The following is a 22,619-nucleotide window of genomic DNA, read 5'->3' on the forward strand; positions in this document are numbered from 1 at the left end:
TATTTCCTTTAATTATTTTTTAGTTTTTAGTTTTTAATGGTAAATTTTTAGCCATATTGACAAATGAATCCCATTGTGTCACATCTTGCAGCATGTCTTTTTTAAAAATCATCACTTGATTTCTACCTTGAAAAAAGTGCACACGATCTGAAAAAATTTCAACATTACGTACATTCATTTGAGCTTTAATTTGTTCCTCTGTCACATACATATCAAGTTCTTGTGGCTTAAAATTTTTCAAAAAACGACTTTTCAATTGCCAATGTAAAAAAAGATTTCCTAAAACAAGAACAAGCAAAGCAGAAACAACCGGCCAAAGCCATTGCCCCTTACTCCTAAATAAATTAATAACCAAAAAAATAAGCATAATTCCTGAAAAAACAAGCATCATCCGCTTGGTCATTTGCCCAAGAATTCTTTGATAATCCTCACCAGTAATCGTTCCTTTAAAATGATAAAACATCGAGTTCCTCCCTCTTGATATAAAGTCTGTTCGTGTAAAATTCTAATCTTATTTTTTAAATTTCAGGCTTAAAATAATGTTTACGACAAACGGGAATATAGGTTTCGTTTCCACCAATTTGCAACTGTTCGCCTTCATAAACTGGTTTTCCATCAATTGTCCGAATCACCATTGTTGCCTTTTTACTACAATACCAACAAATTGTTTTAATTTCTTCGATTTTGTCCGCAAGCAAAAGTAAATATTTTGAGCCTTCAAAGAGCTCATTACGAAAATCATTTTTCAAACCAAAAGCCATGACTGGAACATTTAGTTCATCCACAACACGCGCAAAATCATAGACATGTTTTTTATTTAAAAATTGTGCCTCATCAATCAGCACACAAAAAGGTTTAGCTGGCAGGCTGTTCACATAATCAAAAACAGACATTTCCTCATCAATTGCGACAGCTTCAGCTTTCATCCCGATTCGGCTAGCAACTGTCCCAACCCCTGCGCGTGTATCCAGACTAGAAGTCATTAATAAAACAGGCTTACCCTGTTCCTCATAATTATGAGCCACTTTCAAAATCTCAATTGATTTTCCTGAATTCATCGTCCCATATTTGAAATATAACTGTGCCACTACTTCTCCTTTTACTATTTTTATCGTCTAAACCATTGATACCAAAGGTTTAAAGTTTATTAAGCATTAAATAATTTTTTTTGAAATTCCCTATAATTCCCTAAAGTTCACTCAGTTTTGCCCACTTTTTGCCCACTAAAACTATTCAATTTTTCCAATAATTTTTGGTTCATTTTTGGAGTTACATGAGTATATATTTCGTTTGTTATTCGTGAAGAACTATGCCCCACTCGTTGCATTACAGCTTTTTGACTAACTTCTAACTCAGCTAATAAAGAAATATGCGAATGTCGCATACAATGACAAGAAAATTGTTTATCTAATCCTGTTCGTTTTCCAAAATTACGAAAAGACCGATTTATCCCTGATATAGACCACGGATTACCTGTCCTACTAGTAAATATATAACCATAATCACTATAACCATAAGAAATATTTCTTTGATTTTCTGATATTATTTGTTCAATAATATCAATTGCTCGTCCTGTTAATGAAACTCTGCGATAAGAACTTAATGTTTTTGTGGTAACATGACGTTTCTTTGAAATTCCTTCGCTATAATCAATATCACTTTCTATTGAGATTACTTTATTATCAGTATCGTAATTTTCAACTTTTAAGGCTGCCAACTCACAATATCTTAAACCAGTCAAAAATAGAAATTCCAAAATTAATTTAATTCTTTGAGTCTGTGGATTAGAACTTTTACTCATTTCTTCAAATACAAAGGATAAATCCGACCAAGTAAAAAATTTTCGCTCTAATTTTTGGTAATCTTCTATTGTTTTACGAGGATAAGTAATTCTAACCTTTTTCAAAACATTATTTTCGATTATTTCCATTCTTTCAGCAAAATCAAAAAATAATTTCATTACCCGAAAGTATGTATTAATTGTTGATTTTTTTAATTTTAAACGATTAAAATAGTTCTGAAGTTGAAAAACAGTAAATTCCGACATCGGCTGTTCTCCAAATTTTTTACAAAATAATTTGATAGTTCTTTTTCGTTGTATCAATGTAGAAGGTTTAAGTTTTGTTTGACTATCATCAAGCCATACATTGGCTACTTCTTCAAAACAAAAAGATGTAATTGATAGATTAGGATCTAAAATATTTACTTCTTCATCTATCTTTGCTTTAGCTTTTTTTAGCAATAATTGTCTAGCTTTAGTTTTTGCTTGAGAACTATTCGAGTTCAAAGTGATTGATACTTTATCCTCGCTTTTTGTATGGGGATTATAAAAACGTAATCTCCATAAAAACTTTTTTCCTCGAACTTCATACCATAAACTACCTTCTTGTATATCTTCAATTTTTATCATTTTACCTTCCTTACACACAGAGGGCAAATTAAAATACAATTTCAATTATATCATATTTCATTTATATTTTAACTCATCTCTTTGTTTAATAAATTCATCAAATGCTGGAAACCAAACCCTCCCATTCATTCTAAAAAAATCTCCCGTCATAAATATAGAATTATTTTTCATCTCACTTATTCTGTTTTGTGCTGTTTTCTTTGTAATGGCATAAAATTTTGAAATTTCTTCTGCACTTACCATTTTCTTTTCAATAACTATTCCTTCCATCTTTTTTCCTTTCCTGAAAACAAAAAAATAGAGCAAGATTTCTCCTGCTCATTTTCTTAATAATAACCTTTTACTAATAGTGATTTTCTAACATCCCATTTTCATAAACTTTGATAACATTATAACCAGTTCCAACAACTACAAACTGTTTAGCAAGTCGCCCATTTTTAATGTATGAAACTAGATTTCGTGTTACAAATTGAAAACCATCATTCTTAGCTTTATCATACATTTCATCAGGAGCAAACCTATCTACAAATATATCATCTTTATAGTATCCTCCATGAAGTGGAACAGCCATAACTTCTATATTTTCATCCAATAAATAATTTAATTTGCTACTTCTTTGAATTAAATCACCTACTGCTCTAAAACTTACACTCATTTGTAAATATTCCATTTTATCTCCTTTTTAAATTAAAAAAAATATTTTATAATTCTTTTTCCAATTCCTGCATTTTGTAATTTACTTCATTGTTATACATATCACTCCAAAATTCACGTTGAAAATGTTCTACTTGCATACTATTAATACTGTGTTTTGTAGGATATGGTAAGTCTAATGAATAATCTTCATAAGTAGTATGTCCTAACTCGTTTAATGCTTTTCTCAAAAGCTCAACATTCTTTCTTGTTGCTCTATATTTTTTAAATTCCATTTTTACCTTTTTATTGTTCGGAAATAATTTCAAACGTCATCAAATGTTAAACGTGAAAACTATGCTAATACCGATCATTTATAGACTATCTTTTATTTTCCTATCACATAATGTAATTGACTTGCTTGTGCTTTGGTTAAGACTTGGAAAGTATAAACTGTGCTAAATCCAGTTCCTGACTGTGAAATCAAGACTGAACCGTCTGAATGTATTGCCTCCACAAAAGCCACGTGACCGTATTGTGGGTCAGCAGTCCATTGACCACCTACTGTTTGACCGCCACTAAAGCTAACCGCACTATGAAGTGTTGGAGTAGTCGTTACAGTATATCCTGCTTGATGTTGCCAATCAGCACCATTTCCCATAAATGGACTAAAAGTAATACCGAATTCTTTCGCTCGATTCCACGTAAACCAAGTACATTGTTTATATTCATAACTTGTCGCAATATAACCGCTTGTATTAATTGGTTTATCTAAATTCCAACCAGAAGGTATATCTGGAGTAATTCCTGAATCACCACCAGTTCCACTATCACCACCAGTCGTCATGAACGTGTACCAATATTCCGCAAAACCTTGACGTTTTGAAAGGCTATCAACCGCCCCTGCACGTTCCCACTTCCGCATAATATCTTCAGTCGTTTGCTTAACATTAGTTCCTTTTACTAATTGTTTAAGTAACGTTGAATCTGCACCGTCTTGCTCAAACATGAACTCAACTTGAAGATTAGTATCTGTCCAAGATTTTTTCTGACTTTTCGCATAGTTAAGTAGGTTTACTCGCCTGCCACTATCCCATTGAGCCAAGCCGAAAGCATAACCGCCTAAAGTGGTATCCATTGCTTTTGCTTCATTATAAGTTGCATTAGATTGAATAATTGAAGGTTGAAGTTCACTTTCTGCTTGATTATTACCAAGTAAAGCAGCTGCCCCTTCTTTCGTTCCACCTTCTTTTAGAACTCTATCCCAAATCACTTTTGCAGTTTGTTGCTGTGGTGTATTAGTATTAATATCTTTATCTGAAGATGAATCACTTGAACCTACAAATAGAGCAAAGAAAGCTAGAATTGGCAATAAAAGCAATAAAAAAGGAAGGCTAAATAATATAACCTTCCGTTTAATCACCTTTTTCATTTTTCCCCTTTCTATTACTTAATCACAAATGGATTATCTGGTATTTTTTGAGTAAATGGATTGTCACTATCCTTTTCCCACGGCTCTTTTTTCTTTTGTTGTGGTTTTTTTATCCCTTCAGGCATATTTTTACCATGTAAAACTTTTGGTTTCCCTGCATTTTCAGCAATTATTGGTGATGCACTAGAATTATTCTTATTGCCTTCATTAATCACATTTTTATTAATTGAGGGTTTAATGGTGTCAGCTGATTTTGATTTATTTTTTATCATTGGGTCAACTTTATCCAATGTTTCACTTTTTGATTTTTTATCATTGGTTGAATTAGGTTTATTTTTAAGGAATTCCTCTGCTCTAGCATTAGTTGCATCATACATATTTTTTATTCCTTCACGTTTACCATTGCGTTTATCTTGAAGATTATTATATGCTTCAGTATTTTTACGCAAACGTTGTTTATCAAACGCTTCACGGAATTTAGAACGCTTTGTATTTTCTGACTGATTGAATTTACCTTGACGTTTATTCATTTTTTCTCTCAACTTTTGCTCACGTTGATTAAGTTTTTGACCCTTTTCAGAATCAGAACCTTTTTTTTGCAATTTATCTAAGGTTTTATTGTAACGTTGGTTATTCCACCCATGTCTAACCGAACCAGTACCTGCTGTAACTTTATCTTTCGCAAATTTACCTGCAAGCATACCTGCGGTTACTCCACCAGTTACCCCTGCCAAAACAGGAGCTTTCAATGTTCCCATTGCTTTAGATTTTATATTTGACAACATATTATCCATACGACCAGTAAATTTCCCTTGCCCCATGTGATGAGCAGAAAATATGCCAATTATAGTCTTACGTTTAACATAAACAAAGATATAAAGTCCAATCTTTACTAGTGTTATGAAAAAGTAGTTACTTCCTAATAGAGAACTTAGAGCTAGGCTAACAATTCCGTCAAATAGACCAATTAGAGCCGTTCCAAATACCCCTAAACCTGATAGAATTAATACACCAAAACTTGTTTTCCCCCATTGAATGATTGTCTTTTCAAAATTTGGAAAAAATGATGCAATCGCTGCAAATGGTAATATAAACACTAAAATGATGAAAAAGAAATCCATAAAGAATGAGAAAATAGAAAAGAATAAATAAATTGCACCAAGCAACAAAGCATTAAATACACTTGCTAGTGCTGTTAAAAATTTATCCCCTAGTTTTTTAAAGGTTAAATGTTTATCTTTTAAATCTTCTTGTATTTTCTTAATCGAATCGTTATCATCATCTGAAGTTAGCAAACGGTCAATATCACTCTGCTTAATATTTATTTTTCCGTCCTTATCTATCTTGACATTATCAAAATTAAGGTAAAGGAAAGGAATTTTAACCATTGTGGTAAATAAATCATTTTTATCAGTTCCTGAAACACCTGCTACTGAAATAGTTTTAACAACGCTTGTTGTAACATCATTCATTGCATCATGAACTTTAGTCACTAGACTATTTCCCCCATAAACAAAAAACGTACTTAAAGCAATGATTGAAAGAACTTTTCTAATCCCCTGCATCATTTGCTTATGTAAAAAATAATATAGAAGTGTCAAAAACAGTCCCATAGCGACTATCGGAAGTAACTCTGGACTCATAAACTTACCGTAAATGGTTTGAGCAGTTTGGAAAACAGATGTTCTCCAATCGCTAAGTATTGAATTACCATTTAAGCCTTGATTCACAAAATTTACAAACTGATAAATGGTTTTTGTCAGGAAAAATTGTGACCGTATAAACACCATTTGAATACCTGCAGTAAATGAAGGAAGTATTACGACTTTATCACTTGCATACATATAAGAGGTATAGTTATCTAAATCTTTTCTAGCTTCCTCATTTTTGGCTTCATCTACTACTGTACCTGGAGAATTAGCATCTCCATAGTCATTCATATTATCAGCAATTGGTGGATTGATTAAACCACTATTCCCTGTATTAGAGGAAACTTTTTTATTAGATGTATCATTTGAGCTATTCTTTGAATCATCTTTTGAATTATTTTTATTGTCTGAAACAGAAAAATCAGGGGTTGACGGAGGAGTAAAGCCTGAACTATCTGCATAAGTGTGTAGGGCTAAAACACTTAAAAATGCGAATAGCCCCACAAATAACAACATTTTCTTTTTCACTATGCCACCGCCTTTGTATTTTTCATTTTAGTTTCTACAGTATCAAATAAAACTGTGACTTCTGGTAATTGGAAATCAACCGTAATTCTAGCTGTCCGTCCAAATGGATCACGCATGATACATTGTCCTTTAGTCATATTGTCATACCATGCCTGCGTTGTTTCCTCAACTGGAAGTTTAAAGTATTTAAGGACTTTATCTGTTTCAGTCGGTTCACGAAAAGCAAAAATTGTACCAAAAGCCGTTGAATCATCTTCTGTTTCCACATCTGAAATAGATTGTGTAATCAATCCTAAGAAATTGTTTTGAGAACGTCCGACACGTTTCATTGACATTAAAATAGATGCTCCGATTTCTGTCTTATTAAAGAACCACGCTTCATCAACAAATATAATGGTTTCTTGTGTTCGGTCACGTTCCCCAAATTCACGACAAAATTCGCCTAAAGCATACATAACAATTAATGACTCTTTATGGTCGCTTGTGATTTTTTCATCTGCTTTAGGAAGATTTAAACCAGTAACACCCAATACTGTAATGCGTGCGTCCATATCAACGGCTGAATTTTTACCGTGAGAAAAAACTAGCTCCATTTGAGAATTTTTAATTTTTCTTAAAGCCAAATTAGCACGTGTAGAAATTATTTCATCTGTTGAATCTAATAATCTTTCAAAAACATTTAATAAACCAACTTTTTTTCCTTTTTCTCGTTCACTCATTACTGCATCTAAAGATTCAAGAAAGGCAATTTCAAACTTATCTTCTTTTGTATATTTTTCACCAAGCAATTCTTCAGTAACTTTAACAGAGATTTTTTTACAAGCATCACCATGTAAAAATACCAAAGGGTCTAGCGCTCCGTGGTTGCTTTTTTCTTTTGCATCTAAGCTGACAAAGTGAATGTTATTAATATAATCAACAACTGGTTTATAATACTTATATTCAATCCCTCGAATTACCCAGTAAAGCTGTTCTTCATCTTCAATTGCTTCACGTGCTTGCTCAATTTCAAACTCCATTTTTGGAAAATCGGCTTCATATTTTGCTTTGATTTTCATATATTGAGCCTTCATTTCATTTTTAGGATCAATATAAAGTGTCAGAGCTTTAAGAAGTGAGTGGCAAAGGAATAGTCCTTTAGTTAGGAATGATTTACCTTCACCAGTTTGTCCTACAATGGCAAAAGCTGGATTGTCTGTGATTTTTCCTGCAATCCCTTGCTTATTAGCTTGAAACAGGTTAAGAAATACAGCATTGGTAGAACTAGCAAGTGCTTTTTTATAGTCACCTGCCCAAGATTCGACTGCATGGTCGATTCGCCCAATAGGAAAACCGATATCTGAACCAATTTTTTGACTAGTGAAAAACAGATTTTCACAGGCTGATGAAAGTTTCATAGCTTGAATACAATATTTGTCTTTTTCTTCCAATTGTTCGATAAATCGATTTTTATAGAAGAAATAAAGTTGGTCTGACATGCCAGAAACAACTTGAACTCCAATATCTTTCATATCAGATTGAATAATTTTTTTATAATAATTAACCTCTCTCATACTTTGACCTGCAACTACAAAAGACGCTAGGTAATTGACAAAGAGTTCACGATTATCTACACCGTCAGTCATTTCATCAAGAATAACACGAGCAGTTGCAAGTGACCCTTTTTGATTTGAACCATTTTCATAGGCTTCAATTTGGTTTTCTTTGATTCTGTCTGATGCACGTTCTCCTTTTGATGCTAAAGAAAAAGCCCCTTTCATTCTAGAGAAATGGAACTTCCAATGTAATTCGATAGGAAAAGGTAATTTTTGAGCATGTTCTACTAAATGAATATTATTTACAACGTTTGGCATATTAGCAATAGGCAACGTTTTTACTAAACTTTTTCCGTAGCTATTTTTCAATCCAATTACGCCATTTGATAATGGTTCAATAACTGTATCATCAATATTTTGTATGCTACTTTCAATTGATGCTATTTCTTCATCACGATTATAATTAAGACCTCGTAAATAATCTACTCGTTGATAAAAGCCTGTTTCTTTTTTTGTTGTTTTTCGACCTTGAATTAATGAAAGATTTAACTCTAAATCTCTATTCGCCTTGTCATAGGCTTCATACCAGTTCATCTCAAATTCAAGTGTTTGACGAACGACAGAAACTGCTTTTTCTTTAAAGCGCCCCCACGCATCTTTTAACATTTGCTTAACATCACCTGAAACTTCAAACGATTTTAAAGGGATAGTCATAAAGAACTTATAGTTAATCAGTTGACCAATTGAACCATATAAATCTTCATTTGTTTTTTCTAAGAAATAAAGCGCCATATCATAAGTATCATCTGCGCAATCTTCTAGGAGAGCCCCAAAACGTTCTTCTAAATTAATCGGAACTGGTAACATTCCAATATCAAACGATAAATTAGGTGCTAAACTAGCAAACACCGCTTCAGTTCTTTTTTTAAATTTTATCTTTCCTTCTACGTCCATACTTGAAATAATAGACGCAGGCACTTCATACATTGCAATGACTGAACCGTCATCCCTTAGTGCTAAGTTATCATGAACAGAAATAACTCTATTCTCAAAATCGACTTTATTCACTTTTTATTCTTCCTCCATAAATTCTTCTACACTTCGCAATTTTGTTTTTTCATATTTTTGACCCTTATATATTTCAATAGCTTTCAACCCATACCCAAATTGATAAACGATAAAGTCCCACAAAAATACTGGTGGTAATTTATCATCTGGGCGCAAATCAGATACTTTAACCGAAATTTGCCACGATACAAAAAGGGTGAGCGCTACTTTCACTTGCCATTGAAAATATGGAATCAATTTTCCAACTGTAAAATATAGCAAAATGAATATTAAGAAAAAATAAGCAAATAAGGAAAGACGGACTGCCTTTCTCAATGCAAAATTATCTGTCAGTTGCTGTATCCAAAAAGGTTGGTCTAATGACAATTTATAGGAAAACTTAGGCACTTCTTCTTTTTTGCTTTTTCAGACATTCCGCCTTCCTTTCTATCCTAAACCGAGAACTTTTTTCACTAAATTACCAACTGGTGTAAGCAAACCACCTGGATTATTGACGAGTAGAGCCAATAATGAACCAAAAACAATAACAACTATCATTTTCCCATACTTTCGACCGAAAAATTCTTTTCCTGCAAGATAACCAAGAGCTATCCAAACTACGATTTGCCCTTGTTGTTGAAACCAAGACCAACCACCAGTCAACCCAATATCGCCAAAGATAACATTGTTAATTAATATATTTCGTAACATTTTTTCTCCTATTCTTTTTTACCTTCAGGTAAAGTGTGTTTAAAGTCAGTCGCAAAATATGACTGCTTTTGTTTTTCAATCGTAAATTGATAATTTTCTACATGCGTACCGAGTGCATTTTTCATTGTGATTTGAACTACCGCATGATATTTATTGTCCCCTTTTGATTCATAGGTCGCTTGGTCTAAAGATTTAAACTCTTGACCCTTATTAAGAGATAACCCTTTTGAAATCAATTTCAACGTATCACCATCAGTTGTATAAGCGGTAAACAATGTTTTTGTGAACTTATCCAAATCTTTTTTTACAGAATCACTCGTTTTTCCTGAATCAGACCACGTTTTAGTAGGCACTTGATTTTCAGTTGCTTGTAAATCAGGAACACTTGAAAAATAAGGTTCATCTGAAATATAGTAAGCTGAACCTACTTTTTGGTAAGGAATCGTAAACAAAGTTGTTTCATCATGATATTTCACCACATTTTGTTTCGTTGTATCTTTTCCCTTTTTGACTTCTTTTGTTGTGACTTCACCAGCACTATAAGTCACTTTATAAGTCGCTTCATTATCCGTCAAACTCATCATGACCGCACCCTCAAATTTGGAAGGTGTACGTTGAATACCTTGACTAATCACTGGCAGATTTTGAACAAAGTAAGCATTAATATCTTTAACTGCTGTTTCTTGTTCTTTTTCATCTTCAGGGAAAGTGAAATAAGTTTGAACAAAGCCGTCAAGATAATTTTTCGCTTGCAAATCAAGCCCATTACCTGATGCTTTTTGCGTAGCACTCACTTCTTCACGAATGATTTTATGAGTGGGTTTATATCCACTTGCTACTAGACTACCTAAAGCAACATTTGCAATAAATAAAAAAACAACCCCTCCCACGACCAAAGCCCCTGCCTGTTTAGCAGACATCTTTTTTAGTTTTGGTGGTTTTTCATTCGGCTGTTTCTTTAACATTTTAGGTTTATTCTTTTCAGGTTTTCGACTTGAAAGAAAGGAAAATTTCGATTCCTTTTTTTCAGGAATTTTAGTTGTTTCTGAAACTTTCATTTCCGATTCACATTCTTCTTTTTCAATAACTTCTGAAGTATCTGATTTTTTATAGAAATTTTCTAGTTTTAATACTTCAGCGTCACTCAAAGATTTTGATGTTGATTTAGCTGAAATTCCAAATTCTTGAGCCTTAGAAAGTAACTCTTTTCGATCAACCCCTAACTTGTCAGCTAATTCATAAATTTTAATTTTGCTCATATTCCTCACTTTCTTTTTCAACAGCTTTAAAAGATACATCACTTCTTAACCATTTTTCAGCCACTTCTTCAGATTTCTTTTTAGTATCAAAAGTAGTAGCAAATTTTAAATGTTTTGTAGGGCCACCATTGGCACAAAGATAGCCACCACGCATTTTTACAACGTACATTTTCACCCTTTTTTCTTATAAAGTTGATATGAAACAACACCTAATTTATCATGATAAAACATAACTAAGAGCGTTTTTTCATCTTCCAAGTACCATTTAGTAGTTAACAGTTCCTTTTTAAAACCATAAAACCTTTTGCTAATTGGTGGAGTTCTTGATTTAACCGCAATACGTTTTGAGATTGCTCTCTTCATATCTTGCAGTTGATATTGACTTATCTTTTTATTTCCCATTTTTACCAAAAAACAAAAGCAGACAATCAAGTCTGCTCTTTTCTATCCTTCTTCTTTAGTTGATTTTTTCTTTTTCATGTAATAAACAACACCAGTACCTAGAGCGACTAATACGGCTAACGCACCACCATACATAATCATATCGCCTGTTTCACTTCCTGTAGTTGGTAATGAAACTTTAGGAGTTTCTGTAGGAGTGGTACTTGGAGTAGTAGGTTTTGAACTTGATGGAGTTGTTGAACTTGGTGGAGTAACTGGTTTTTTGACTTTTTCGACTGTCAACGTTTGGTCTTGGTCTTTCAAATCATCATGTTTTGCTTTTGGTTCATCTGTTTTAGGATTTTTTCCTTCATCAAATAAATCTTCAGTCCAAACATAAGAAACAGTTGAAGCTTCAGGAACATCAGCATCTTTTGTCGTATCAACAATAGATTCAATTTGTTTTTCTTGTGCTTTGACCGTTTCATCATCAATTGTGAAATTCAAAGTACGGATAACTTTTGATTCTGTGACTTTTCCGTCTTTATCCGTCACAATACGGTGAAGTGAAGCCACCATTTGGTCACCTTTTTCCGCATTTGTCATCATGATTTTGTCATAGACAGGAGTTGCTTTTGACACTTCTACTTTTTGAATCGTTTGGTCACCGTCTTTGGTATGTGCTTTTGTCTTGATTGTAGGAACAACTGGTGTCACAGGTTTATCTACTAATGTTCCAAGATTGACATTAAACATAGTAGAATTATCAGTCACTTTAGCAGTTGTGACATCAAGCGTTGTAATTACTTGTTTTGTAACAGTATCAGTAAATGTTACTGTATATCCTGTGATATTTCCGTCCTTATCTTTATTTGTTGTAGTAACAATAGAGATTGGATTGATTAATTGAAGGGTATCACCTTCTTGTGGTAATTCTTCAAGAAGTCCGTCACCAAACGGAATTTTGGTGAAATTAACTTGTCCGTTGTTAGTCACACCGTTAGAATCTTCAGTTGCTTTAGAGGTTACCTCAATTGGTTCACCTTTTGTTCCATTGGTTGGAGTATAACGGAAAGTACGACCATTTAAACCAGTATGTGAGCCATTGACATCTTGAGCTTTTATGAACCCAAAGCTATAATCTAATGGTTTATCAGTAGCGATTGCACTATCAACATAGTTATTTGTTTTTGAATCAAACTTATCGTTTTTATCAAATTGAACTTTAATACGTTTGGTGCTTAGGTCATAACCTTCAGGTGCTTGAAGTTCTCCCCACTCATATTCTTTGCTATTATCAAGATTTTTAACAGCAACACCTGCTTTTAAATCTGCCATTTTCAATTGAACAGTATCGTTATTGGTTTTTGTACCTGAAACTACAGAAATTGGATAACCCTTTTGACCGTCAGAATATTTAACCAAAGTGTTTGTTCCTGCTTTGTAAAGCCCCCAAACAGAATTTACTAAACTTCCTTTCCCTTTTTCTGTTTCAGTAGAATTAGTATCTGCATCATGTTTTAACAAATCAGCTTCACCAAGTCCGATAATGTTCAAATTTAATGAACCTGATGCCTTTGAAGGGTCTTGAGATGCAAGAACTGATTGACTAGATTTACCTGTACTATCTCCGTCTGTTGAATAAACATAATAAGGGAGTGTCGAGGTTGATTGAGCTTTATTTTGGAACAAAATAGCTTTAGAAAGCAACCCTAATTTACTAGAAATATCAGCTTTAATTTTCACATCATTTCCAGAAGTGCTGACTGTTACACCGTCCACATTACTTTTGAAATAAGGGAAATTTGGAAGTACAGCTTTGGTATCTGTAACTTTCTTTTCTACTCCTTGAATAACATCAACTGTTGAACCATTAAAGCTAGGTAATTCACGCATTTTCTTAGCTTGATTAATTAAATCATTTGCCCCTGTTTTAATTGCATTAGCATCATGAAGTAATGTATTGTCTTTGACTACTAAATCCTTTGTTTGATTTTCAGAAATGCCTGCTTCATCGAGTAAAAGATATGTAGCGTGTTGAGCTTGTGCATAAGCAAGCTCTGAACCGTCTTTTTGTGCAAGATAATCTACATTATTAAGAACTGCTATCTGTTCATCTGTCAAATCATTCAAAATTCCATTTGTTGCATCTAATTGAGCTTTTGTGGAATTGTTTGGAAGTGGAACTCCTAGGCCAAGACACCATGCAGGTGTACCGTCTGCTAGTTTAAGAATAGGTTTTGGGTGTTCTTTTCCTGTTTGGTCGATTTCATAATACAAAGGCTTGTTATTTTCCCAGTTAACCGTTGTATCCGTTGGTAAACTAGCCTTCGCACTTGTACTTTGTGCACTAGCATATACAAGTCCTGCTGTACCCAAACCCACAGCCAAAACTCCTGCAAAGGCAACAAATGCTTTTTTTCGTTTGTGCATTTTCCAATTTGTGACTTTCTTTTCCTTCAAGTCATTCAACAATTTTTCTAATTTACGCATGAGTAAATCTCCTTTTTTAATTTAGCTAAAATAAAAAAACTGCCATTTCTGACAGTTAAGCGACTAGTTTTTTGTCGTTTCGGACATATATTGGATTTCTGTATTTCTTTACAATCTATATTTTTTTATATTCTAAATCCTTTATGTTAGAATTAAGTTAGATATAAATTAGAATAAAATTAGAAAGAGAGATAGTATATGATAAAAATTTACCTTTCAAGAGCATCTTCTTCATCTTGTAGAAAAGCTAGAGCTTGGTTCAATAACCATCAAATTCCTTTTGAAGAAATAAACATAAATAAAGCTTCCGAGATACCTAAGCAAGATTTTTTACATATTTTATCTCTTACAGAAGCAGGTCTTGACGACATCATTGCTAAAAAAAGTGATATTTATAAAGAACTAAACATTGACTTTGAGAACATAACTATCAGCGAAATTCTTTCTCTTATTAACGAACACCGAGCTTTAATCAAACGACCAATTATTGTAGATGATACTCACCTACAAATTGGTTTCAACGATGATGGTATTAGACAATTCATTCCGAGAAACTACAGATGTACCCAAAAAGAACTGTTTGAACAAAACCTAAATGGAAATTATTCAAATCTAACAGATTAACCTATTTCCAACTCAATCATCTATTAAAAACTTATTTGTATTTTTAACACGATAATTAGCAAACGTTAACATCATCTGTTGATTACTCTTTTTTTACATATGTTGTTGTTTGACAACTCAATTTTTACTTAGTATAATTTATGTAATCTTTAGTTATATTAACCACAAAGGAGTACATATGTTCCCTCAATTTCTTAATGCACCCGCAGCCTGGATAGGCCTAATATCTGGAATACTAGGTATAATAGCCTTCTTCTTGCCTAGCGGTGATTTAGTATACATTGACAATTCAACTAATTTTTATTTCCCAGAATCTCGAAGCAACAGTAATGATGGAAGTGTACAATTCTTCGTATTTTTATCTTTCATTACTGTATTCTATTCTTTCTCACAAATACATGCTTATTTCACCACTATAGCATCTGTCCTTTTCGCGATTAGTATGTGGAGATATAAACTACTACATATCAGTTATATTTTAGAACTTTTAAATGGTGGAATATTTTTACTTGCTGCATTTCTTCTAAATTTTCTTCCTCAAAATATTATTGATTTTTGGAATCAAATGCAAACGTTCAATTCTAAAGATCTATATGGCAAAACAGAATTCTCATCTAAAATTTCAGCCATCACTGAACAAATATTTATTGTTTTTTCCAAACTTTCCAAAGGAGATTATCTCGCAATTTCTTTAGTCCTTGAAATTCTTCTTGTGTCAGCTATTTTTGGACACTTTCTAGGTGGAATATTCAAAACAAGAAAAAATATCAAACCCACTCGCAAGTCTTCTATTATATTTAATATTATTACTCTAGGATTATTGTTTTTATTGATTATATATTTCTCTGATATGATTAACTTCTTTAAAGCTTGGAATTCACGCTAAATTTAAATTTACATTTTTAATCTAAAAAAATATAAGATTAAGGGTACTAACAAAATCCAGATTTCAAATAAAATGCAAATTATTTTTGTACTTTTAATATCTAAATTTTTATAAAATGGTACTTTGTATCCTTCCATTCTCATTTTTATATAGAATGCAAAAATAACTACATACAAAAAAAAGCTCACTAAAATCATATAAAATCTCTCCTTCTCATATTTTGTAATAGAATAAATAAATAAATAAATAAATAAATAAATAAATAAATAAATAATACTAAATAACTCTTTCTAATCATTTTTCGACTGTTACTATACTCATACTTTCTTAATAGACCAGTTAGGTTTTTGAATATTAGATTTTGGTAAAAATCTAGGAGCAATCGCAATTGACAGCGGAGTTGAAATAGGATTGTATTTCTCACACAGCCACATAACCTTTTTTTCATTAATTCCAGACCAAAATTGATTTGTACCGTCAGAAAACATAATTTGAATATCATACAAATCTTTATATGGTGCTTTGTGAAGTGAAAAATCAATCTGTGGTCGTGCTTTGCTCATATTTGTTACCGTCATATTTTTTATTTCTCACTCATGGTGAGGTTCCTTTCTCTTACCTTACCATGAGTGAGGCTTTTAAAATGTTATTTTTCAGATAAGGAAAGGCAAACCCTACCCTTATTCAAAGATTTACGTGGACTATTTATTTAGCGCCACTACGTGCTTGCGCTTGTGCTTCTTCCAGTTTTCCTTTTAATTCATTAAATGATTTTTTTGTGAAATTGTATGATGATGAAGCCTTAACAAGATTTCTAATCAAGTCATTTGTACGGTTAGCAAGAACTTCGACTGTATCATCTGAAATTGATGTATCATTTTCAAGTGAACGAAGTGCTTTCCCTTTTCCTTTAAGCTTTGAAACAGCTTCTTGATAGACATTCCCAGCATTAATAATTGCTTCAATTTCGTTTAAATCAGTTGTAATTTGGTTAAGTTCTGTTTTTAAAGTTGGCATATTTTATCTCTTTTCTTTTTTGATTTTCCCTCCACTAAATTTGCCTTCCCTTATCTGAAAAATAACTTTGTTTTTATTTATGAAAATTCATAAAGTTGCTTGTGCTAAATCATTATCAATTAAAAAGTAAATTGCCATTTTATAGCCTTCAGGCAAATTAGCAATCCTTTTTTCTTGATAGAGTGAATAATATTTTTTTCGTGTCATTGAATCAGGCGGAAACATCAAGCCTATTTCATTAAGCAATCCTAATGCTTCAGTTTCATTTGGAATATAAAAAAAGAGCTGGTCATAAACCCCTTGCTCAAATTTTTTCAAATTAAGTTCATATCCACTCATTTTATACTGAAGCATTCGGACGTTGTTTGGAACTCTCAGCATTCTTTTTTGAAAGTGTTCTACATTAGGTTTAATCATTTACCCCTCTTATCATTCTAAATTCCTTCAGGAACTTTTCTTGTCTTTCCGTGAGTTCAGCTTCATTAAAAATTTCTTCCAAACGACTTTCACCTGTCAACTCTTCCGCTTTTTTTAACAAAAGATAAGTTGATACAGGGCCACCACGTTCAAACCATGTATATTTTCGGTTCAAATCAGGCGCTTCAGGACGGACGGTAAAATGATAGGCATCCATTCGACCCATCATATCGTACCATTCAGTATCTAAGTTTCCCTCCTTATCATAAAATGTCAGATTATCATTAATAATTTTGACCCCTTCATCAGCTAAATCAAAATCTTGCTCAATATATCTTTTTATAAAGTCGGTTGATATTTCTTTTCGCATGGAAATTTCATAACGATTTCGCAGACCATACATTTCACGTATCGCTTCAACCGAAGTCATTTCTTGACTTGCTCTCTCATAATCTTTTTCGTAGAACCGAAAAAATAAATGAGTTTGTTTAGATCCAAAATAAACGGTTAGACCGTCATTAATCATTCCTTCTTTTGTCCTTCTTCCACCAAGAACCGCAGAATAGTTTTGTTTACGACCATTCCACCGCCCCTCACGGGCAGAAGTTAAAATCTTGAACAAGTCAAAATTTCCTTCTTGCGGGTTATATTGTTCATCAAGTGCTAAATCAAAACGTGTGATTTTTACAAAATCATCATTATTTGGTGCTTTTTTATTAGCATAGAGAAAACAATCGTTAAAAAAATCGTACCATGTACGCTGTTTTTGATGATATTCAAACTCATATTCCATTTCACGGCACGCTTGACCGCTCATTTCAATCAACACACCTGCTTTTATATCTTTATCATGATAATACACCGTAACTAATAAAGAAAGGATATTGATAACGGTTATACTCATTGAGTTGAAAATTCTCAACGTTTAAACCTAAAATCTTAAAAACAACTTCACGAACATTTAAAGTCTGAAAGCGAATATTTGTATAGTCATTTGTACCAACAAAGATCGTTGAACTCTCTCTTTTTTTGAAAAAGGAGTGCCTTATTTTTTCTTCCATTTCAGAAGTAACAGCACGTTCACCTTTTTCCATTTTTCGGTAATAACTCAAAGATATCCCTAAGAGGTCACACATGAACTGTTGAGTAACATTCGCACTAGAGCGTATATCCTTTAAATCAATCGTTCGTTCCTCACTTTCTAAAACACAGAAGAGGTGACACAAGCTATACCGTTGGTATGACTAGGGTAGTTAGACTTGTGTCACTTGTACCCCCCCTCATTAGCATTTGGGGGGTCAAGTCCAAGCTGACGGCAAGTCGTCAGCCGTGCAATCACACGCTCACTCCTTACGCTACACTCGGAGCTATGCTTACGTTCTTGCACTTTTTCAAAAAAGCATTACGTTTAAAACGCAATAGCCTTAAAACAAAACCCAAAAGTTTTTCCTCCAATTCTTTCAAGAATAAACCGCTGTCGCGCACTACCGTTTGCGAGGGCAATTCGACCGTGGAAAATGGCTTGCCTACGGCAAGTTGTCTAAAGACAAACGGAAACAAGTTCCTATCATTTACTCACCGCCGATTGCGTGATGTTTATTTTTAACAAAAAAAGCACTAAACTAATAGTGCTTTCTTTATTTTTTAGAAGTTGAATTATTTATCTAATTTCTTCTTCTCAACCTTACTATTTGCAATAACGAAAGGCTAAATAAACTAAATATACCGATACTTAATAAGATATTAGATAATTTATTGTTCTCACCTGTTTGAGGTAACACTTTGCCTTGTGAATTAGAATTATGATTCAGTGATATAGTATTTAGCTTTGAATTAGAACCTTGATTTGATGTTGTATTACTTGGTTTTGAACTAGAAGGGGTAGTTTGTGAATTATCTTTATTGTATACATATACAACTACTTGTTCTAGGTTAGTAAGGGTTCCCTTAATATTTAGTGGTAGCTTTTCCTCGTCTAGAGTATAACCGTTAATTGCTACCTTATAAGAAGCGGAGGAAGCATCATAATTATCTCCAATATTACCAACAATTAAATTATCATCATGAATTTTATTACCTTTTGAATCAACGTATCTGACTACAACATTTTTTGCTTTTATTGGATTTTTTGAATAAATGTACTTGATAGTTTGAGGTTGATCAGAGAATATTCCTTCTGCTTGCCCCTCTACGTTCACAAAAGAATACCCCTCAAAACTTTTCTGCTCAGACTTAAAACTATCTCCAATATATCCAGTCAGTATTTCATCCTTAGAACCAGGGATTGTATTGCCTTTTGTATCTATATACTTTACCGTAATATTTTTTGCACTATACATATATTTTACCGGTATCTTAAATGACGCACCATAATTAACAGAGATATTAGCATTTTTTGTTAAAGATAAAAGAGCAGGCAAGAGTCCTTGAGTCTCAATATAATCTGTATTAGGAGGTAAATTTTTGAATTGAATCCCCTTTTCAGTATACGAATAATCAGTATCCTCCGTTAGATAAGTAGGATCTCCATTTTTATCAAAAGCTGTCAAATAAAATGGATAGGCAGCATTTGATAGAGAAGATAATAATAAATTCCCAGAAATATCTTTTACATTCTCGTCTGAATATAACACATTAGAATTATTATCTTTTATCAAAATAGGAGTTATTACTGATTGTGCATCAGTTATAATAGTTACATAACTATTTTCTAGAACATTCGATGGTATACGAAGCTGAGAAAAGTCAGTCATTTGTGTAGTATATATTGTTAAGTCAGAAGTCTGCCAATTAGCAATATCATCTCCTACACCTAATAAATCTGAAGCAGGTAAATATGCATCATAATTACCTATGTGTACATTAGAAAATTTACCTTTTGGAGTAACATGTTTTAAAACATTAGGACGAGTAAAGAGAGTCCCATTTTGTGCAATACTTATCTCAGGTATATTAGTTGCAATAATATTTGTTGTAAATAGACTTTGAAGATTAGTCGCTAATTCAAGCCCAGTCAAATTTACTTCTGTATCTTTAGGAAAGCTTTCAAAATTAACGGTTAATAAGCTGGGCATATCAGATTTTGTTAAATCGTAAACTGTTTTTCCTAAAGATTTTGCAACAATATCCTGTAGATTTTTATCTGGCATCCACGAGTTTATGTCTTCTTTCTGTAATGATGATACAGTTTGGCTATCTGTAGAAGCACTATCTGCTAATACATTATCCCCAGCAAACATGATCCCAATAACTGATAGCGAAGCAATTATAGATAATTTTATAAAATTATATGTATTTTTTCTCATACATTAATTATATAATATTGTAACTTTGTTTGCAAACCTTTTCATAAATATTAATATTAACCGTCTATCCTTATGCTAATTAAATTAAAATCTATTAAAATTGACATATTCCTTTTCAAACTCCGCTTCATCAGATAAAACAGTATCAATGGCTTCATTCAAAGTGCATTCTTCTGTTTCTTTGGTTAAGAAAACAGTTTGTAAAGCAATAAAATCATCTTCATTGTAAGGTGATTTTTCACTTAGAGAATATCCGCCACTTGTTAAACGCTCTATGGCTGTTTTCACAGTTTTTGAAGGTTGACCCAACTTACGAGATAAAGAGGTAATTGTATAAGATTTTTCTTCCAAAACCCCACTTTCTACTCGTTCCTGTTCAACGTTAGAAATTGGTGGAGCTTCAAGCTGAACTTCAGTAGTATTAGCTAAAACTGGTAATTTTGAAAGCTCTTCTTGAAAATCATATCCTTTATCAAATGGCACAGACGGACTATAAAATTCACGTGCAAGTTCACCATTATTTGCAACGTAACCACGACCAATTTTACCCTTGATATATTTGAAAACTTTTTTCTCATTTTCATCTCCAAATACCATACGATAGCCTGAACCAGTCAAACGACCAACCGCCAACCGTTTCATAAAGTTATCACGTAAAGCTGATTTGAGATACTCAGCATCTGGACGTTGCATGGCAAGAATTAAGAAAACGCCTGACTGACGACCCTTTAGAACAATTTGAGTTAAAATTTGAATTACTTCATCAAATTCTCTAAAATCTAAACTAGAAATAAAAGCAGCCCATTCATCAAAAAGTACAAATTCAGGTGTCAAACCATAATCAGAATACCGTTTTCCTGCCTTATAATCAGGGTGATTTGTCATATAATCATAGCGTTCGTCCATAAATTGCATTTTTGAACGTAAACACTCAATCATAGACTCTTTATCAAAGAACACACGATTTTCAAAAACTGGAACATCTCTCATTCCAACAAAATCAGACCTTTTAGGGTCACATATATCAACATGTCCTACTTTAGCAAGGGCTGATAAAATTGACATCAAAAGAACGGTTTTCCCGCCCCCAGTACCACCTGCAATAAGCAGATGTGGGTCAGCTTCATAATTCCAGTAAACCCCATTCATTAATTTTAAACCTAGCTTTTTATCGACTATAACATCATTAACTGAAATACGATTACGTTCTCCGTCAATTGCAAAAACATACTCAACAAATGCCTTTTTAGAAAGAATTTTATTTTCATTTATAAAATTTTGTTCTTGATAATCAGCAAAAAAAGTTGTTTCTAAACCGTCAGCTAAATCAAGAAATTTTTCTTGATGAACTCCACCGTCAATCGGAAAATATGTATGTAATTCATACGTGTTAGGTTGCTTCAGATAAATAGGTGCTAGTTTTAACTTTTCATGACTTCCTTTTTCATCTTTAACCGTTTCTTTTTCAACTAGACCATGCTTCACAACATAGTTCAGCAACAATCTTTTATAATTTTTTTTTGAAAAGAAAAGGAACTTGTGATAAAGCAAAATCAATAAACCAAAAGCCACCGAAAATGCAATGAGCAAAATACCTACAGCATAAATTGCTAGCACTTTTGGTGGCAAGGTTTCAAAATTTTTATAAAAGAACCCTACAGGACTAGCGACAAGTAAACCAGTAATCAATACAAAAAATTCACGGTCATACTTATCTCTAAGCCTTAAACGAGAGCCTTTACTTATTGTACGTTTTGCCATTTATCATTTCTTCGGTTCATTGTTTTTAGCTTCAGGCTTTGGAGATTGTTCAGGTTTTGAATTAGATTTACCCACTTTTTCAATCCCTTCAGCATTCCATTTTTCACCTGAAAAGTAATTCGTTCGGAACTGACCGTTTCCAGTAGGTACGATTTCCTTATCAGACCAAAAATTAATTGAGCGATTCGTCAATTTAATTTCATCTTCATACTCAAGCCCTGAAAAATCAGCTTCTGCAGGCATTTTTACAACAATTTGTTTGTCTTGTGCGTCAGAATAAACGTTGACCTCATAATAATCAACTTTATCTGTCGGATAACGTTTAATTTCACCAGTTTCTTCATTTGGTTCTCCATCCTCAAAGACCATTACTGGTTCAGCATGCAAGAATAAAACTTTACCTAATGCTTTGTCAAAATCACCCTTACGAGTGGCCCTAATTTAAATCAAGGGAAGTGTGAGTTTCCTCTTGCTGGCTAAGTATATCATACTCTCTCATAATTGCAACTGAATATAAAAAAACTGAAGTCA

The 22,619-nt window shown here is 32.8% G+C and carries 24 protein-coding genes and 1 pseudogene; 2 read left to right on the plus strand and 23 right to left on the minus strand.

Annotation, left to right across the window (positions count from 1 at the left end):
• Positions 1-19: 19 nt before the first annotated feature.
• The 15 genes from IAE51_RS03570 to IAE51_RS03640 all read right to left on the minus strand — a co-directional run bounded on the left by IAE51_RS03570 (position 20) and on the right by IAE51_RS03640 (position 14,078).
• Positions 20-463: a hypothetical protein gene (locus IAE51_RS03570; protein ID WP_200094749.1), complete on the minus strand. Its 444-nt coding sequence runs from the start codon at positions 461-463 to the stop codon at positions 20-22.
• A gap of 55 nt (positions 464-518) precedes the next feature.
• Entirely contained in the window at positions 519-1,088 is a 570-nt protein-coding gene (locus tag IAE51_RS03575; protein ID WP_003129492.1) for a thymidine kinase, read from the minus strand.
• Between the two features lie 107 nt (positions 1,089-1,195).
• Positions 1,196-2,410, minus strand: a complete 1,215-nt coding sequence (locus IAE51_RS03580; protein ID WP_233611021.1) for a site-specific integrase — start codon at positions 2,408-2,410, stop codon at positions 1,196-1,198.
• A 57-nt stretch (positions 2,411-2,467) separates the two neighbouring features.
• Positions 2,468-2,680, minus strand: coding sequence for a hypothetical protein (locus IAE51_RS03585; RefSeq protein ID WP_200094751.1), 213 nt, complete (start codon positions 2,678-2,680; stop codon positions 2,468-2,470).
• A 73-nt stretch (positions 2,681-2,753) separates the two neighbouring features.
• Entirely contained in the window at positions 2,754-3,080 is a 327-nt protein-coding gene (locus IAE51_RS03590; RefSeq protein WP_200094753.1) for a hypothetical protein, read from the minus strand.
• Positions 3,081-3,111: 31 nt separating this feature from the next.
• On the minus strand, positions 3,112-3,339 hold the full coding sequence (locus tag IAE51_RS03595) for a hypothetical protein (protein ID WP_058211557.1): 228 nt from the start codon (positions 3,337-3,339) through the stop codon (positions 3,112-3,114).
• 92 nt (positions 3,340-3,431) lie between these two features.
• Entirely contained in the window at positions 3,432-4,475 is a 1,044-nt protein-coding gene (locus IAE51_RS03600) for a phage tail tip lysozyme (protein ID WP_081041105.1), read from the minus strand.
• Positions 4,476-4,489: 14 nt separating this feature from the next.
• Positions 4,490-6,652, minus strand: a complete 2,163-nt coding sequence (locus IAE51_RS03605) for a hypothetical protein (protein ID WP_200094755.1) — start codon at positions 6,650-6,652, stop codon at positions 4,490-4,492.
• Positions 6,652-9,255 carry an ATP-binding protein gene (locus tag IAE51_RS12420; RefSeq protein ID WP_200094757.1) on the minus strand — a complete coding sequence of 868 codons (2,604 nt, stop codon included), beginning with the start codon at positions 9,253-9,255 and terminating at the stop codon, positions 6,652-6,654. The genes IAE51_RS03605 and IAE51_RS12420 overlap by 1 nt, the downstream gene beginning before the upstream one ends.
• Before the next feature lie 3 nt (positions 9,256-9,258).
• A complete protein-coding gene (locus tag IAE51_RS03615; protein ID WP_200094759.1) occupies positions 9,259-9,642 on the minus strand; it encodes a TcpE family conjugal transfer membrane protein in 384 nt (127 codons plus the stop codon).
• Positions 9,643-9,681: 39 nt separating this feature from the next.
• Positions 9,682-9,945, minus strand: coding sequence for a TcpD family membrane protein (locus tag IAE51_RS03620; protein ID WP_012897131.1), 264 nt, complete (start codon positions 9,943-9,945; stop codon positions 9,682-9,684).
• 8 nt (positions 9,946-9,953) lie between these two features.
• Positions 9,954-11,204, minus strand: a complete 1,251-nt coding sequence (locus IAE51_RS03625) for a translation initiation factor IF-2 N-terminal domain-containing protein (protein WP_058211561.1) — start codon at positions 11,202-11,204, stop codon at positions 9,954-9,956.
• Positions 11,191-11,373 (minus strand): hypothetical protein, encoded by a 183-nt coding sequence (locus IAE51_RS03630; RefSeq protein WP_200094761.1) that lies wholly within the window; start codon positions 11,371-11,373, stop codon positions 11,191-11,193. The genes IAE51_RS03625 and IAE51_RS03630 overlap by 14 nt, the downstream gene beginning before the upstream one ends.
• Positions 11,374-11,375: 2 nt before the next feature.
• On the minus strand, positions 11,376-11,606 hold the full coding sequence (locus IAE51_RS03635) for a hypothetical protein (protein ID WP_058211563.1): 231 nt from the start codon (positions 11,604-11,606) through the stop codon (positions 11,376-11,378).
• Positions 11,607-11,648: 42 nt separating this feature from the next.
• Entirely contained in the window at positions 11,649-14,078 is a 2,430-nt protein-coding gene (locus IAE51_RS03640; protein ID WP_200094763.1) for an LPXTG cell wall anchor domain-containing protein, read from the minus strand.
• A gap of 198 nt (positions 14,079-14,276) precedes the next feature.
• Here IAE51_RS03640 and IAE51_RS03645 point away from each other — a divergent pair, with 198 nt between their 5' ends.
• Both IAE51_RS03645 and IAE51_RS03650 read left to right on the plus strand, forming a co-directional pair.
• Positions 14,277-14,702: a Spx/MgsR family RNA polymerase-binding regulatory protein gene (locus tag IAE51_RS03645; RefSeq protein WP_058211565.1), complete on the plus strand. Its 426-nt coding sequence runs from the start codon at positions 14,277-14,279 to the stop codon at positions 14,700-14,702.
• A gap of 178 nt (positions 14,703-14,880) precedes the next feature.
• Positions 14,881-15,588, plus strand: a complete 708-nt coding sequence (locus IAE51_RS03650) for a hypothetical protein (protein WP_058211566.1) — start codon at positions 14,881-14,883, stop codon at positions 15,586-15,588.
• 317 nt (positions 15,589-15,905) lie between these two features.
• On the opposite strand, the gene IAE51_RS03655 is transcribed toward IAE51_RS03650, so the two are convergent.
• The 8 genes and pseudogenes from IAE51_RS03655 to IAE51_RS03685 form a co-directional block, all read right to left on the minus strand.
• Complete coding sequence (locus IAE51_RS03655; protein WP_058211568.1) at positions 15,906-16,166, minus strand: hypothetical protein; 261 nt, start codon at positions 16,164-16,166, stop codon at positions 15,906-15,908.
• Positions 16,167-16,293: 127 nt separating this feature from the next.
• Positions 16,294-16,605: a hypothetical protein gene (locus tag IAE51_RS03660; RefSeq protein WP_058211569.1), complete on the minus strand. Its 312-nt coding sequence runs from the start codon at positions 16,603-16,605 to the stop codon at positions 16,294-16,296.
• Between the two features lie 87 nt (positions 16,606-16,692).
• Positions 16,693-17,022 carry a hypothetical protein gene (locus tag IAE51_RS03665; RefSeq protein ID WP_058211570.1) on the minus strand — a complete coding sequence of 110 codons (330 nt, stop codon included), beginning with the start codon at positions 17,020-17,022 and terminating at the stop codon, positions 16,693-16,695.
• The gene (locus IAE51_RS03670) at positions 17,015-17,839 is read right to left on the minus strand and encodes a replication initiation factor domain-containing protein (protein WP_370524357.1); all 825 of its coding nucleotides are present in this window, start codon (positions 17,837-17,839) and stop codon (positions 17,015-17,017) included. Before IAE51_RS03670 ends, IAE51_RS03665 begins: the two co-directional genes overlap by 8 nt.
• Positions 17,819-18,158 (minus strand): annotated as a pseudogene (locus IAE51_RS12165) (replication initiation factor domain-containing protein); the annotation flags it as partial. The pseudogene IAE51_RS12165 and the gene IAE51_RS03670, both read right to left, overlap by 21 nt.
• Positions 18,159-18,686: 528 nt before the next feature.
• A complete protein-coding gene (locus tag IAE51_RS03675) occupies positions 18,687-20,327 on the minus strand; it encodes a MucBP domain-containing protein (RefSeq protein WP_200094765.1) in 1,641 nt (546 codons plus the stop codon).
• Between the two features lie 84 nt (positions 20,328-20,411).
• Complete coding sequence (locus IAE51_RS03680; protein WP_058211573.1) at positions 20,412-22,088, minus strand: FtsK/SpoIIIE domain-containing protein; 1,677 nt, start codon at positions 22,086-22,088, stop codon at positions 20,412-20,414.
• A 3-nt stretch (positions 22,089-22,091) separates the two neighbouring features.
• On the minus strand, positions 22,092-22,529 hold the full coding sequence (locus tag IAE51_RS03685; protein ID WP_200094797.1) for a DUF961 family protein: 438 nt from the start codon (positions 22,527-22,529) through the stop codon (positions 22,092-22,094).
• Positions 22,530-22,619 lie beyond the last annotated feature (90 nt).

Origin of the sequence: Lactococcus sp. S64 (assembly GCF_016516525.1) — a bacterium.
GTDB lineage: Bacteria > Bacillota > Bacilli > Lactobacillales > Streptococcaceae > Lactococcus > Lactococcus lactis.

Coding starts and splice junctions, on each gene's coding strand:
- IAE51_RS03625 (WP_058211561.1), bottom strand. CDS start 11,204: ATGAGCAAAATTAAAATTTATGAATTAGCTGACAAGTTAGGGGTTGAT.
- IAE51_RS03645 (WP_058211565.1), top strand. CDS start 14,277: ATGATAAAAATTTACCTTTCAAGAGCATCTTCTTCATCTTGTAGAAAA.
- IAE51_RS03635 (WP_058211563.1), bottom strand. CDS start 11,606: ATGGGAAATAAAAAGATAAGTCAATATCAACTGCAAGATATGAAGAGA.
- IAE51_RS03675 (WP_200094765.1), bottom strand. CDS start 20,327: ATGAGAAAAAATACATATAATTTTATAAAATTATCTATAATTGCTTCG.
- IAE51_RS03595 (WP_058211557.1), bottom strand. CDS start 3,339: ATGGAATTTAAAAAATATAGAGCAACAAGAAAGAATGTTGAGCTTTTG.
- IAE51_RS03665 (WP_058211570.1), bottom strand. CDS start 17,022: ATGATTAAACCTAATGTAGAACACTTTCAAAAAAGAATGCTGAGAGTT.
- IAE51_RS03655 (WP_058211568.1), bottom strand. CDS start 16,166: ATGACGGTAACAAATATGAGCAAAGCACGACCACAGATTGATTTTTCA.
- IAE51_RS03680 (WP_058211573.1), bottom strand. CDS start 22,088: ATGGCAAAACGTACAATAAGTAAAGGCTCTCGTTTAAGGCTTAGAGAT.
- IAE51_RS03670 (WP_370524357.1), bottom strand. CDS start 17,839: ATGAGCGGTCAAGCGTGCCGTGAAATGGAATATGAGTTTGAATATCAT.
- IAE51_RS03660 (WP_058211569.1), bottom strand. CDS start 16,605: ATGCCAACTTTAAAAACAGAACTTAACCAAATTACAACTGATTTAAAC.
- IAE51_RS03650 (WP_058211566.1), top strand. CDS start 14,881: ATGTTCCCTCAATTTCTTAATGCACCCGCAGCCTGGATAGGCCTAATA.
- IAE51_RS03630 (WP_200094761.1), bottom strand. CDS start 11,373: ATGTACGTTGTAAAAATGCGTGGTGGCTATCTTTGTGCCAATGGTGGC.
- IAE51_RS03620 (WP_012897131.1), bottom strand. CDS start 9,945: ATGTTACGAAATATATTAATTAACAATGTTATCTTTGGCGATATTGGG.
- IAE51_RS03640 (WP_200094763.1), bottom strand. CDS start 14,078: ATGCGTAAATTAGAAAAATTGTTGAATGACTTGAAGGAAAAGAAAGTC.
- IAE51_RS03585 (WP_200094751.1), bottom strand. CDS start 2,680: ATGGAAGGAATAGTTATTGAAAAGAAAATGGTAAGTGCAGAAGAAATT.
- IAE51_RS03590 (WP_200094753.1), bottom strand. CDS start 3,080: ATGGAATATTTACAAATGAGTGTAAGTTTTAGAGCAGTAGGTGATTTA.
- IAE51_RS03570 (WP_200094749.1), bottom strand. CDS start 463: ATGTTTTATCATTTTAAAGGAACGATTACTGGTGAGGATTATCAAAGA.
- IAE51_RS03600 (WP_081041105.1), bottom strand. CDS start 4,475: ATGAAAAAGGTGATTAAACGGAAGGTTATATTATTTAGCCTTCCTTTT.
- IAE51_RS03580 (WP_233611021.1), bottom strand. CDS start 2,410: ATGATAAAAATTGAAGATATACAAGAAGGTAGTTTATGGTATGAAGTT.